Consider the following 13,694-nt stretch of genomic DNA (forward strand, 5'->3'; position numbering starts at 1 on the left):
TTCAGGCCGGGGCCAGATCGAGGAATGCCTGAATCAAGCGCAACCCGCGCCGCCGCTCCATGCAGCCGATCATGTGCCGATTCACCAGTCCTTGCCCGGCAATCGGGATCGCCACCACTCGCGGGTCGTGACTGACCTCCACCGATGACACCACACCGATACCCAACTGCGCCGCAACCGCCTCGGTCACCGCCTCGCGGCTGTCCAGTTCCAGCAGCACCCGCGGCTGAATCGATGCCTGCGCGCACGCCTGGTCAAACGTGCGGCGGGTGATCGAGCCCGGTTCGCGCAAGACCATGATCACCTTATCCAGCTCCTGGAGTTTCATCTCACCAGAGCGCGTCGCCCACGGATGCGCGGCCGGCACCAGCGCGCAGATCCGCGACTCGCTCAGTGTTTGCAGGTGCAGCCCCTTGCGCGGCTCGACTTCGGTCAGCACCGCGACGTCCGCATGCTCCGACAACAGTGCCGCCAGGGTTTCCTGCGCATTGCCCAGACGCAGATTTACAGTAACCCCCGGATAACGTGCGCGCAGACTCGCCAGCATCGGCATGACCAGGTGAGGGCCATCCGCCGCCACCTCCAGCCGTCCGCTCAACAGCTGCCGATTGGCCTCGAGCAGGGTCTGGGCTTCTTCGGCCAGGCCAAACATCGCGCGCGTGACCGCCGCCAGTTTACTGCCCTCCTCGGTCAGCTCCACCCGTCGGGCGGTGCGCCGCAACAGGGTGATCTGGTAATGCTCTTCCAGCGCTTTGATGTGCCCGGTGACTGCCGGTTGGCTGATGAACAATCGCGCGGCGGCGCGGGTGAAGCTGCCTTCGCGGGCCACGGCATCGAAGGCACGCAGCTGAAACAGGTTCATGAATAACTCTCACTGATGGCTGGCATAACAACAAACAATTTGATTGATGCAACGGCGAATTGCAACGTATGCCCCATAGCTTCATCCCCCAGTGTTTCCCAAGGACACCCGAATGAGTATCGCCGCACCGCTTCTGCTCACCCCCGGCCCGTTGACCACTTCGGCTCGCACCCGCCAGGCGATGATGGTCGACTGGGGTTCGTGGGATGAACGCTTCAACCAACTGACCGCCAGCGTCTGCGAGCAATTGCTGGCCATCCTCAACGGCGCTTCCAGCCACCACTGCGTGCCGTTGCAGGGCAGCGGCACCTTCGCCGTCGAAGCCGCTATCGGTACGCTGGTGCCGCACAACGGCAAAATTCTGGTGCTGATCAACGGCGCGTACGGCAAGCGTCTGGCGGCAATCTGCGCGGTGCTCGGTCGCGCGTACAGCACCTTCGACACCGCCGAAGACCAACCGACCACCGCCGCCGACGTCGACCGCCTGTTACGCGCCGACCCTGACGTCACTCACGTCGCGCTGATCCACTGCGAAACCAGCACCGGTATTCTCAATCCGCTGACGGAGATCGCCGAAGTGGTAGCCGAGCATGGCAAACGCCTGATCATCGATGCCATGAGCTCTTTCGGTGCACTGCCGGTGGATGCGCAAAAAGTACCGTTCGACGCGTTGATCGCCGCGTCCGGCAAATGTCTGGAAGGCGTGCCGGGCATGGGTTTTGTCTTTGTCCGCAAAGAATCGCTGGCCGCAGCCGCCGGTAACTCGCACTCACTGGCGATGGATCTGCACGACCAGCACGCCTACATGATGAAAACCGGGCAATGGCGCTTCACCCCGCCAACCCACGTGGTCGCGGCGCTGCACGAAGCACTGCTGCAATACCGCGAGGAAGGTGGTCTGCCGGCGCGGCATGCGCGTTATGTCGCCAACTGTCAGGCGCTCATGGAAGAGATGAACAAACTTGGCTTGCGCAGCTTTCTGCCCGCGACGATTCAAGCGCCGATCATTGCCACGTTCCATGCGCCGAACGATCCGCGTTATCAATTCAAGGACTTCTATGAACGGGTCAAAGCCAAGGGTTACATCCTCTACCCCGGAAAACTGACCCGGGTTGAAACCTTCCGCGTCGGCTGCATCGGTCACGTCACCCCGGAGCAAATGCGCATGGCCGTGGCAGCGGTGGGCGAAGTGCTGCGCGAGATGGAAGTGCTGGAAATCTGAGCCCCACCAAAAATCCCCCTGTAGGAGTGAGCCTGCTCGCGATGAGGTCAGATCAGTCGACGAAGATGCTGAATGATCAACCGCTATCGGGAGCAGGCTCACTCCTACAGTTTGAATGTATTGCCAATTCAGGAATTGATTGCCATGAACTATGTAAATCCGGCCAGGCTGCAAGCCGCGATCCTCGACTGGGCCGGCACCGTGGTCGATTTCGGCTCGTTCGCGCCGACGCAGATTTTCGTCGAAGCCTTCGCCGAGTTCGACGTGCAGGTGTCCATTGAAGAAGCCCGTGGCCCGATGGGCATGGGCAAGTGGGATCACATCCGCACCCTGTGCGATCAGCCGCAAGTTGCCGAGCGTTACCGCAAAGTCTTTGGCCGTACGCCGACCGACGATGACGTCACCGCCATCTACAACCGCTTCATGCCCCTGCAGATCGAGAAGATCGCCGAGCACTCGGCATTGATCCCCGGCGCGCTGGACACCATTGCCCACCTGCGCGAGCAAGGGATCAGGATCGGCTCCTGCTCAGGTTACCCGAAGGCGGTCATGGACAAAGTCGTCGAATTGGCTGCCATCAACGGCTACGTCGCCGACCACGTGGTCGCCACCGACGAAGTGCCGAACGGCCGCCCGTGGCCAGCGCAGGCTCTGGCCAACGTGATAGCCCTGGGTGTCGATGATGTTGGCGCATGCGTGAAAATCGACGACACCGTGCCCGGCATTCTCGAAGGACGCCGAGCCGGGATGTGGACGGTCGCGCTGATCTGCTCGGGCAACGCGCTGGGCCTGGACTACGAAGCTTTCCGCGCCCTGGACAGCGATGAACTGGCCAACGAACGCGAGCGCATTCGCGCGTTGTTCGAAGGTTCGCGTGCGCATTACATGATCGACACCATCAGCGATCTGCCGCCAGTGATCGCCGATATCAACAAGCGTCTGGCCGCCGGTGAGATGCCGCAAAACGCTTGAGTCTGAAAACCAAAACACCGCTGATCACAACCAATCAGCGGTGTTTGTTATTCGCCTGAAAATCAGGACACCATCAAAAACCATTTACTGCGAAACCAAGTTACCCTCTGCATCGTACGCAAGACCGTCAGGATGTTTTACGCTGCCATCCGGCAACTGCTCAGTTCCATCTTCCCAGACAATACGACCGTCCGGGTATTCAATAGTATTGTCCGGCCAGATGATCCGGCCATCCGGATACTTAACCCTGCCATCTTCATATTGAATAATGCCATCGGGACGGGTGATTGAAGTTTTATCAACGTCAACTACGCTGCCGTCGGACAATGTGGTCGAACCATCGCTATTAACTGTCGCACCAATCGTCTGGATCAGCGCTATCAGGGCCACCGGATCGACATTGACGTTGATGGTCGGCCAGGGCATTGGTGGACGCTTGGCGTCGACCGGAGCGGTTGGAGTGGTCGGGGCCACTGGTTTGGTTGGCGCAACCGGCTTGGTCGGCGCAACCGGCTTGGTCGGCGCTACTGGCTTGGTCGGAGCAACCGGCTTGGTCGGCGCTACTGGTTTGGTTGGCGCTACTGGTTTGGTTGGCGCTACCGGCTTGGTCGGCGCAACCGGCTTGGTCGGCGCAACCGGCTTGGTCGGCGCTACTGGCTTGGTCGGCGCTACCGGCTTGGTCGGAGCAACCGGCTTGGCAGGGGTGACTGGCTTTGTCGTCGTGGTAGTGGGGCGAGGCTTGCGAATCGGACTTTTCATATTCATATTCCAATTAATAAAAGATAATTTAAATCTTCAAAAGCAACTAAAGACCGCCAGACAATAATCAGCACAACCAGACTTATCAAATCAAAAGCAAACACAAAATATAAACAACATGACGTTACGCCAAGCAAGAAAACGCACAGCAAAACTTTAAGTAACGAACAGCACACCGGGCATTGAATATTGAGGATCATTGCAACAAACATCACGCCCTTCTGGTAAAAACTCAGGAACGTTTTCAGTAAAAACTACGTAGTGCGCGATGACACCCTGTTGCGAAAGATGCCCGGACGCGGTTGAGCCTTACGGCGCTGCGACAAACCCGCGTCGCCCTTGCAGACCGCCCGTGTGGATGAAAACAAGACGAGTGCCGACGATAAATCCGCCTGAGTCGACATGCTGTTTGAGCGCCAGCAATGCCTTGCCGGTATACAGCGGGTCCAAGGGGATGCCGCTGACAAGCTCGGTGTGTTCGATAAAGGCCAGCAATGTCGGATCAACCTTGGCAAAACCGCCACGGCTGGCGTCGATCAGTTGATAGTGCGCAGAACGCTGGCCGGCCTGTTTGAGGATCGAGTCGATGTTCGGTGCTACACCGTGATCGTCCGGCACCGCCAGCGCGCCGTACAGCGAGCGTCCGCCATCCTCGGCGAGGGCCAGCCCGGCCAACGTCGTGCCGGTGCCACAGGCCAGCCACCAGGCATGGAAATCCTCCCAGCCCAGGCTTGCCAACTGCGCATCGACCTGCTGCGTGATCGCTATGCAACCCTGCGCGCCAGGTAATCCACCACCGCCCTCGGGCACTGGGTGCAGATTTGGATATTGCGTCTGCCATTGTGTCCAGAATCCCGGCTCGTGCCGCGCGCGGTAGCCGCCGTAACCCAGCCACTGCAAGTGCATGCCGAACGCTTGCAGATCCTGCACCGTCGCCGTGTCCTGCGGGTGTCCGCGCAGCAGCCCTACGGTTTTGAATCCCAGCCGTTTGCCCGCCGCCGCCAGCGCGTGCAGATGATTGGAATGCGCACCGCCGAGGCTGATGATGCCTTCGGTACCGGCACGCTCAGCGGCTTTGAGGTGTTCGAGGAGTTTGAACCACTTGTTGCCGCTGATCAGCGGATCGATCTGGTCGAGACGCAGGATCGCGACTTCGACACCGGCGGCTGTCAGCCAGTGCAGATGCAGGCGTTCGAGGGGAGCCTGGGGGAGCCAGTCGGGGGAAGGTAAAAGCATGAGCACTGCATGATCTGGAAAAGACCACATACTAGTAGGAGCTGCCGCAGGCTGCGATCTTTTGATCTTGCTTCTACATCAAGGAATCAAAAGATTGCAGCCTGCGGCAGCTCCTGCGGAATGTGTCTACAACTCTGCCGCCAGCCGCGAACCCTGATTGATCGCCCGCTTGGCATCCAGCTCCGCCGCCACATCGGCGCCGCCGATCAAGTGCACGTTTTGCCCGGCCGCGACCAGGCCATCGTGCAGCTCACGCAACGGATCCTGCCCCGCGCAGATCACGATGTTGTCCACTGCCAGAAGCTGCGGCTCGCCGCTTTCGCCGATACGAATGTGCAGGCCCTGATCGTCGATGCTCAGATATTCGACGCTGTTGAGCATCTGCACCTGCTTGTTCTTCAAACCGGTGCGGTGAATCCAGCCGGTGGTTTTGCCGAGACCGTCGCCGACCTTGGTTTTCTTGCGCTGCAGCAGGAACACCTCGCGGGCCGGTGCATGGGGTGCGGCTTTGATTCCTGCTACACCACCACGGGCCTCCAGTTGCGCATCGATGCCCCACTCTTTCCAGAACGCCGCGCGATCCAGACTGGTGGCCACACCTTGATGGACGAGGAATTCCGACACGTCGAAACCGATCCCGCCGGCGCCGATCACTGCGACTCGCTTGCCGACCGGTTTGCGCTCGAGGATCACATCCAGATAACTCAGCACCTTGGCATTCTCGATGCCGGGGATCACCGGCACACGCGGGGCAATGCCGGTGGCGAGAATGATTTCGTCATAACCGCCTTCAACCAGCTTCGCCACATCGACGCGGGTGTTCAGGCACACCTCCACATTCGTGGTTTGCAACTTGCGCTTGAAATAACGCAGGGTCTCGAAAAATTCTTCCTTGCCCGGGACGCGCTTGGCGATGTTGAACTGCCCGCCGATTTCGCTGGCCGAATCGAACAGGGTCACCTGATGACCGCGCTCGGCGGCCACGGTAGCGGCAGACAGACCGGCAGGGCCGGCGCCGACCACGGCAATTTTCTTGATCTGCTGAACCGGCAGGTAGTTGAGTTCGGTCTCGTGGCACGCACGCGGGTTGACCAGGCAACTGGTGAGTTTGCCGCCAAAAGTGTGGTCGAGGCACGCCTGGTTGCAGCCGATGCAGGTGTTGATTTCATCAGCGCGGCCCTCTGCTGCCTTGTTGACGAACTCTGGGTCGGCGAGGAACGGACGCGCCATCGAGACCATGTCGGCATCGCCTTCGGCCAGAATCTGCTCGGCGATTTCCGGGGTGTTGATGCGGTTGGTGGTGATCAGCGGAATGCTCACCGAACCGCGCAATCTGGCCGTGACCTTGCTGAACGCGGCACGCGGAACCTTGGTGGCGATGGTTGGAATCCGCGCTTCGTGCCAGCCGATACCAGTGTTGATGATCGTCGCGCCGGCCTGCTCGATGGCCTTGGCCAGCGTGACGATTTCGTCCCAACTGCTGCCACCCTCGACCAGATCGAGCATCGACAGGCGGAAGATAATAATGAAATTCGGCCCCACCGCTTCGCGTACGCGGCGGACGATTTCCACCGGCAGGCGCATGCGGTTTTCGTAGCTGCCGCCCCAACGATCAGTGCGGTGGTTGGTGTGGGCGGCGAGGAACTGGTTAATGAAATAACCCTCCGACCCCATGATCTCGACGCCGTCATATTCGGCGGACTGCGCCAGTACCGAGCAGGTGACGAAATCGCTGATCTGCTTTTCGATGCCCTCTTCGTCCAGCTCTTTGGGCTTGAACGGGTTGATCGGCGCCTGGATCGCGCTCGGCGCTACCTGTTTCGGGCTGTAGGCATAACGCCCGGCGTGGAGGATCTGCATGCAGATCTTGCCGCCCGCCTCATGCACCGCGCGGGTGACGATGCGGTGCTTGAGCGCTTCCTCTTCACTGGTCAGTTTGGCCGCGCCCGAGTACACGCCGCCCTCGTCGTTCGGGCCTATGCCGCCGGTGACCATCAGGCCGACGCCGCCACGGGCGCGTTCGGCGAAATACGCCGCCATGCGTTCGAAGCCACCCGGTTTTTCTTCCAGACCGGTGTGCATCGAGCCCATCAGGGTGCGGTTGCGCAGCGTGGTGAATCCCAGATCCAGCGGGGCCATCAGGTGCGGGTAATGAGCGGCGGTCATCGGTAACTCCACAACGAGCGATCACGGAAAAGTTGCGGGAGCTCTGCGTCCCCCGTCAGTCATGTTCGACAGACTAAGAGTCGCATCGCTGGCACTCAATGACCGTAACTGACAACTTATTGATCCAAATGCACAGCGGCTCTTGGCAACCCGATCCATGGGCCCTACCCTAGTCGCCACACCCTGTACCCGGCTGTTGTTGGTTTTCATGCGCAAACTTCTGTATCTGTTTTTCTCCATGGCCCTCGTTGCCGCCCTGACCACCTACGCCATGTGGGCGGCAGACCGGCCGGCGGGGCATTACCTCTCGGATCTGCGCATCAAGCTCGCCGTCGATCAGGGCACGCCCGCCGACCGTGGCAATCTGCTGGGCATCCAACCCGAACTGTTTCCCACCGATTATCAAAGCCCGGCGCGCCTGCACCGCAAACTCGCGGCTTATCTTCAGCAGGCTCGCGATCAGGGCCTGCTCAATGACAAAACCGTGGTGGTGTTGCCGGAACACGTCGGCACCTGGCTGATGATCAGCGGCGAAAAAGACGAGCTGTATCAGGCGCCTACCCTGGCAGAGGCGATGAACTGGCTCGCGGCAAGCAACCCGTTGCTGTTCGCCCGAGCCTGGCTCAGTGCCAAAGGCGAACAGCGTCTGGACGACGCCCACCTGCGGATGAAATCGACGACCATGGCCGAGGATTATCAAGCGCTGTTCGGCGGTCTGGCCAAGGAGTTTCAGGTCACCCTGGTGGCCGGTTCCATCGTTCTGCCGGAGCCGAGCATTCGCGACGGTCAGCTCAAACCCGGCAGCGGCGCCCTGTTCAACAGCAGCGTGGTATTTGGCCGCGACGGCGCGCCGCTCGGCCAGCCGCAACGGCAGATGCACCCGATCTTTGCTCAGCAAGGTGTAATTCAGGCCGAGGACAAGCATGCCATCCAGGTCGTCGACACTCCGGCCGGACGCCTCGGCATCCTGATCGGCAGCGATAGCTGGTATCCGGGCAACTACCGCACGCTCGACGAGCAAGGCGCGCAACTGGTGGCTGTGCCGGCGCAAGTGATTGGCCAGGGCGCCTGGGACAAGCCTTGGCGCGGTTACAAGGGTTCGAGTACGCCGGGGTCGGTCAGCCTCAGGCCCGGCGACCTCAGCGAAGGTCAGGCCTGGCGTCGCCTGACCCTCACCGCGCAACCGCCAGGCAGCCGTGCCATTGCCGGCATCAGCGTGTTCATGCGCGGGCAGTTCTGGGACAAACCGAGCACCGGCAGAAGCTTCCTCAGCCACAACGGCCAGCAATTTGCCGATGGTGAGGCCCGTGGTGCGCGACTGTTGAATGTCTGGCTGTAAACCATGAAGCCGCAACCGATGCGCCTTGGGGATCTGTCGGTAGGCTTCGTGCACAGCCTTGCCGATGCCGTGCGTAGCCACGACGCTGATCCGCTGCCGCTATTGGAGCAATATGGCCTCGATACCGCGCGACTGGCAGAGGCCGGGGCGCGCCTGTCGATCCCGCGTTACATGCGTCTGGGCCATGCGGCCATCCAACTGACCGGCAACCCGGCCCTGGGCCTGCGCATGGGGCGGATGATCCGACTGAATCAGGCAGGTCTGGCAGGCATTACCGCCGCACAAGCGCCCACGGTGCGCGAGGCGGCCCGTTGCCTGACCCGCTTTGAACCGCTTTACGGTTCCAACTATCGTGGGCAGTCCAGCTTTCACGAAGACGCCGATGGCGCCTGGCTGCGCTTCTACTCGATCAGCCCCTACAACGCTTATAACCGCTTCGTGGTCGACTCGATCCTTGCCGGCTGGCTGCAACAGTTGTCGAGCCTGTGCGGTAAATCGCTGCGCGCCGATCGAATCGAAATCGAGTTCGAAGCGCCGGACTACCGCGACGCCTACTCAGTGCTCGGCGATTGTCCGATCCAGTTCAGCGCCGAACGCAATCAACTGCGCCTGAGCCTGAACAGCCTCGCCCTGCGCAATCCCGAACACTGCCCGAGCACCTGGCGGCATCTGCTGCAACTGTGTGAGAGGGAACTGGAACAGCTGACCCGTACGCGCAGCCTGCGTGAACGTATTACCCAACTGCTCGGCCCCTTGCTCAATGGCGGCCGTGAGCCGGATCTGGAAGAAGTCGCTGCGCGCCTGAAACTGCCAACCTGGACCTTGCGACGCAAACTCGCCGAGGAAGGCACGCAATTTCGCGCCATCCTCAATGACACACGCCGAGACCTGGCGATGACCTACATCCGCGATACCGAACTGGCGTTCGGTGAAATCGCCTATTTGCTGGGCTTTGCCTCAGCCGAGGCGTTCCAGCGCGCATTCAAACGCTGGAGCAGCCAGACGCCCGGAGAGTTTCGTCGCAGCCATCGTACGGGAGGTTGAGCTGCAAGCGGGAGCGAAGCACAACCGAAAGCTTGAAGCTTGAAGCTTGAAGCTTGAAGCTTGAAGCCTGAAGCCTGAAGCTCAGAGTTCGGTTGCGTCGTCAGCCGGCTCTGGTTGGTCCAGCTCAAAGGCCTGGTATTCGAGCAGTTCTTCCTGATACTCATCCATCGTAAAATCCCCCAAACCACTCGCTATGAAAACGGCCTGATCAATCGACCTGTGCCCCGAGCATAAAGTGCCCGTGTGAAGGAAAAGTGAAACACCGCCTTCATGAATAAAACGTAGCAGGCGCTGGGGGATTTATCGCGGCCATGATGTCGCAGGAATGTAACCACATCTTTTATGCCAACCAGGAAACCACTGTGGGAGCGAGCCTGCTCGCGAACGCGATGGGTCAGTCTAATAATCTGTCGACTGATACACCGCGTTCGCGAGCAGGCTCGCTCCCACAGGGCTTCTCTGAAGTTACTGGCCCGACGCAGGCATCGCCTGAATCGGCTCGGACGGTGGCGGAATATCCGGATTGGTCGGCGGCGTGATGGTCTCGCTGGCCGGCGCTGGCTGTTCAACGGGCGCAGGTGCGATTGGCGCCGGCTCCGCTGGCGGCGCGACCGGCTCCGAACTGACTGGCGCGGCTTCAGCCGGGGCTGGCGCAGGCTCTGCAGCAGGCGCAGGCGTTGCCGTCGGTTCCGCTGCAGGTGTCGGCACCAGTGGCGCAGCAGCCGGTGCAGGCGTCGCCTTCGGCTCCGGCACGCCGAGGTCGGTTTTCGGTTTTTCTTCAATGTGCGCAGCCTTCTTCGCATCGGCGGGCAGGAACTGCTCCACCAAGGTGAAGAAACGCTCGTAGAACTTCTGTGCAGTGACCGTCTCGCTCGCCACTTTGACCATCGAATCGTCAGAAGAGCCGATCGGCATCGATACAGAACCCAACACACCCACCCCAAGGCTGGCCGAGTTGTTGGTCTTCTTCAGCGCATAACGATCCTGCAGGGCGTTGGCGAACACCGTCGCATGATGCCCGGCGCTGCCGTCTTCGGCGCAGACCACGTTGAAGCTGATCTCGAGGTGCGTCTCACCGGTCTGCTGGAAACTCTTGTGACCACTGACCAGTTTCGGATCACTGCTGGTGATGATATAGCCCTGGCTGAGCAACGCACGCCGGGCCGCTTCGCAACTCGCGGCCTCGGTCACCGGGTAATTGCGTGAAAAGGTACCCGAGTCATCGAAGTTCTCATGCTCATAAATCGGCTTGTCCTTCGAACAACCGGCCACCGCCGTCAATAACAGCGCCAGCCCGACAACACGCATGGGAGTGGAAATCAACATTGAACATCCTGAGGGAAAACAGTCCGGGGCGTATTGTGCAACAGATCGCCGCCCCATGGCGTATGGAATAGTGTCAAGCATCGGTTACAACTTTACCGGCCATGTTCGACAGGGAAAAGCCGCGCCGACAAATGATCGATCAGCGCACGCAATTTCGCCGTAGCCTGTCGGCTCGATGGCCACAATACCCAGAACTGTCCGGCGTGCTCGACATGCTCATCGAGTACCCGGCGCAAGCGACCCTGGCGCACCGCTTCGCGCACCATGAAATCCGGCAGACAGGCAATGCCCATCCCGGCCAGCACTGCATGCTGCACCGCCTCGATCGAAGTACTCAGCAGGCGCAGCGGCAGCACTGGTTCAGGCGCCCCCTCTGCGCGGCGCAACGGCCAGGCTTCCAGTTTGCCGGTAGCATGAAAGGTGTGGCGCAAACAGGCGTGATCGGCCAGATCGCCCGGGGTACGCGGTTCGCCCCGCAGTTGCAGATACTCGGGGCTCGCCACCAGCACCAGATGAAACTCGCCCAACGGCCGCGCCATCAGCCGTGAATCCTTGGGTTTGCCGGTGCGAATCACCGCGTCGAAACCCTCATCAATGACATCGACCATGCGGTCGGTGAGGTCCAGATCCAGTTCGATGTGCGGGTACAACGCCATGAATTCGGTCATCACCGGCATGACCAGTTCGTGCACCTGAGGCAGGCTGATCCGCAGCCGGCCGTGGGGCGTCGAGGCGGCATTGCACAACTCGAACTCCGCCGCCTCGACCTCTGCCAGAATTTTGCGGCAACGCTCAAGAAACAATGCGCCTTCCGAGGTCAGGGTGATACTGCGGGTGCTGCGGTTGAACAAGCGTACGCCAAGCCGCGCTTCCAGCCGCGCGATGCTCTTGCCGATCGCTGACGATGACACTCCTTGCAAGCGTCCCGCCTCAGTAAAACTGCGAGTCTCGGCGACCTGCACAAACACTGAGATGTTGCCCAGGCTATCCATTGACACCTCCGATTAGCGACATCCGTGTCCGATATGTTCGGAACCCTAACCTGTTTTTCCGCAATACGCAGCGCCCTACCCTGTGTTTCTCGACATTGATCACGATAGGGACGCAGCAACATGACCGACGCACATCTCACTTCCTCAGCGCTTGCGCAGCCGACCGAAAACCGCGAACGCCTGCCCTATGGCGCCCTGCTGGCGCTGGCCACGGCAGGTTTCATCACCGTCATGACCGAAGCGATGCCAGCGGGTTTGCTGCCGCAAATGAGCGCCGGTCTGAACGTATCCCACGCCCTCATCGGCCAATTGGTCACGCTTTACGCCCTCGGCTCGATGCTCGCAGCGATCCCGCTGACCATCGCCACCCGTGGCTGGCGCCGCAAACCATTGTTGTTGACCGCGATTGCAGGCTTCGCCGTGGCCAACAGCATCACTGCCGTGTCCGAGCTGTACTGGCTGACCCTGAGCGCACGTTTCATCGCCGGCATCTTCGCCGGCCTGCTCTGGGCACTCCTGGCCGGCTACGCCAGCCGCATGGTCGCTCCCCATCTGCAAGGCCGCGCCATCACCGTCGCCATGCTCGGCGCGCCCCTGGCGCTATCCCTCGGAATACCTGCCGGAACGCTACTGGGAACCATGGTGGGCTGGCGCCTGAGCTTTGCCATCATGACCGCGCTGACCATAGCGCTGGTGATCTGGGTGCACCTGCGAGTCCCGGACTTCGCCGGCGAACCTGAAGGAAAACGCCTGCCCTTGCGTCAGGTATTCACCCTGCCCGGCATACGATCGGTGCTGTTTGTGACCTTGTCCTACGTCGTGGCGCATAACCTTCTGTACACCTACATCGCACCGTTCCTGCAACCCTCCGGTCTGGCTTCGGACGTTGATCGCGTACTCTTGGCGTTCGGCCTGGCGTCAGTGCTGAGCCTGTGGATCGTCGGCAGCCTGATCGATCGCTGGTTGCGTGAACTGGTACTCGGGAGTGCGGCACTATTCCTGCTCGCGGCGACAGCCCTGGCGCTGTGGCGCGCATCGCCCGGCGTGGTTTACGCAGCCGTTATCGTCTGGGGACTGGCATTCGGCGCAATGCCCTCCCTCCTGCAAACCGCCTCAGCGAAAACCGCCTCCCAAGCCGCCGACACAGCACAATCGATGCTGGTGACACTCTGGAATGTCGGTATTGCCGGCGGCGGACTGGCCGGCGGATTGATGATGGGGAATGTCGGCGTCGGGGCATTTCCGTGGATTGTTGCGGGGTTGCTGGTGTTGACGTTGTATGCGGTGGTGATGGCCAAGGGGCATGGGTTTGCGGCGGGGCGGTGAAACCTTTCAGAAACATGACAAACCTCGATCTGTGCGACCTGTAGGAGATTGGTTGACACGCGTGTCGCCTTCGCGAGCAGGCTCGCTCCCACAGAAAGGCAAGATCAAAAGCAAAAGATCGCAGCCTTCGGCAGCTCCTACACGATGAGCGTTAGCTCGAGTAAAGCTTTTGATCTTGATCCACGGGCGACTTCGGAAGGCTGAGTGGAGGGATTAATCCGGGCGTGGGAGCGCAGCGACCGTCTGGCGCAGCCAGACACAGCGCAAGGAGGTGCAGCGAAGCAAACCGGAACCGCTGCGCCCGGATCGATCCCGCAGCGAAGGAACCCGAGCCTGCGAGGGCCGAACGCAGGAGCAAGCCTTTTTGGGTACTTTTTCGGCGTCTGGAAAAAGTGCCTCGCCGTAAGGGCGAAACCGCCAGCAGCCGCTACCGAAGCAACGGATATTCAC

The 13,694-nt window shown here is 60.8% G+C and carries 11 protein-coding genes; 5 read left to right on the forward strand and 6 right to left on the reverse strand.

Annotated features, from left to right (window positions below; translation table 11 throughout):
* Position 1 precedes the first annotated feature (1 nt).
* The gene (locus VNV36_RS05110; RefSeq protein WP_325716795.1) at positions 2 to 862 is read right to left on the reverse strand and encodes a LysR substrate-binding domain-containing protein; all 861 of its coding nucleotides are present in this window, start codon (positions 860 to 862) and stop codon (positions 2 to 4) included.
* Positions 863 to 974: 112 nt separating this feature from the next.
* Here VNV36_RS05110 and VNV36_RS05115 point away from each other — a divergent pair, with 112 nt between their 5' ends.
* The gene (locus VNV36_RS05115; protein ID WP_325716796.1) at positions 975 to 2,084 is read left to right on the forward strand and encodes a 2-aminoethylphosphonate--pyruvate transaminase; all 1,110 of its coding nucleotides are present in this window, start codon (positions 975 to 977) and stop codon (positions 2,082 to 2,084) included.
* A gap of 144 nt (positions 2,085 to 2,228) precedes the next feature.
* Positions 2,229 to 3,056: a phosphonoacetaldehyde hydrolase gene (gene phnX / locus VNV36_RS05120; protein ID WP_325716797.1), complete on the forward strand. Its 828-nt coding sequence runs from the start codon at positions 2,229 to 2,231 to the stop codon at positions 3,054 to 3,056.
* 84 nt (positions 3,057 to 3,140) lie between these two features.
* Here the strand turns inward: phnX and VNV36_RS05125 are convergent, their stop codons facing one another.
* From VNV36_RS05125 to VNV36_RS05135, 3 genes are all read right to left on the reverse strand, one after another.
* Positions 3,141 to 3,815, reverse strand: a complete 675-nt coding sequence (locus VNV36_RS05125) for a hypothetical protein (protein WP_325716798.1) — start codon at positions 3,813 to 3,815, stop codon at positions 3,141 to 3,143.
* Positions 3,816 to 4,124: 309 nt separating this feature from the next.
* Positions 4,125 to 5,051: a 1-aminocyclopropane-1-carboxylate deaminase/D-cysteine desulfhydrase gene (locus VNV36_RS05130; RefSeq protein WP_325716799.1), complete on the reverse strand. Its 927-nt coding sequence runs from the start codon at positions 5,049 to 5,051 to the stop codon at positions 4,125 to 4,127.
* A gap of 126 nt (positions 5,052 to 5,177) precedes the next feature.
* Positions 5,178 to 7,217, reverse strand: coding sequence for an oxidoreductase (locus VNV36_RS05135; protein ID WP_325716800.1), 2,040 nt, complete (start codon positions 7,215 to 7,217; stop codon positions 5,178 to 5,180).
* Between the two features lie 208 nt (positions 7,218 to 7,425).
* On the opposite strand from VNV36_RS05135, the gene VNV36_RS05140 reads away from it, so the two are divergent.
* Together VNV36_RS05140 and VNV36_RS05145 are read left to right on the forward strand one after the other, a co-directional pair.
* A complete protein-coding gene (locus VNV36_RS05140; protein ID WP_325716801.1) occupies positions 7,426 to 8,556 on the forward strand; it encodes a nitrilase-related carbon-nitrogen hydrolase in 1,131 nt (376 codons plus the stop codon).
* Between the two features lie 3 nt (positions 8,557 to 8,559).
* Positions 8,560 to 9,600 (forward strand): AraC family transcriptional regulator, encoded by a 1,041-nt coding sequence (locus VNV36_RS05145; protein ID WP_325716802.1) that lies wholly within the window; start codon positions 8,560 to 8,562, stop codon positions 9,598 to 9,600.
* Between the two features lie 465 nt (positions 9,601 to 10,065).
* Here VNV36_RS05145 and VNV36_RS05150 read toward each other — a convergent pair whose 3' ends face one another.
* On the reverse strand, positions 10,066 to 10,926 hold the full coding sequence (locus VNV36_RS05150) for a DUF2242 domain-containing protein (protein WP_325716803.1): 861 nt from the start codon (positions 10,924 to 10,926) through the stop codon (positions 10,066 to 10,068).
* Between the two features lie 92 nt (positions 10,927 to 11,018).
* Positions 11,019 to 11,918 (reverse strand): LysR family transcriptional regulator, encoded by a 900-nt coding sequence (locus VNV36_RS05155; RefSeq protein WP_325716804.1) that lies wholly within the window; start codon positions 11,916 to 11,918, stop codon positions 11,019 to 11,021.
* A 120-nt stretch (positions 11,919 to 12,038) separates the two neighbouring features.
* On the opposite strand from VNV36_RS05155, the gene VNV36_RS05160 reads away from it, so the two are divergent.
* The gene (locus tag VNV36_RS05160) at positions 12,039 to 13,244 is read left to right on the forward strand and encodes an MFS transporter (RefSeq protein ID WP_325716805.1); all 1,206 of its coding nucleotides are present in this window, start codon (positions 12,039 to 12,041) and stop codon (positions 13,242 to 13,244) included.
* Positions 13,245 to 13,694: the final 450 nt, after the last annotated feature.

The sequence above is a fragment of the Pseudomonas sp. genome, from assembly GCF_035554175.1.
Classification (GTDB): Bacteria; Pseudomonadota; Gammaproteobacteria; order Pseudomonadales; family Pseudomonadaceae; genus Aquipseudomonas.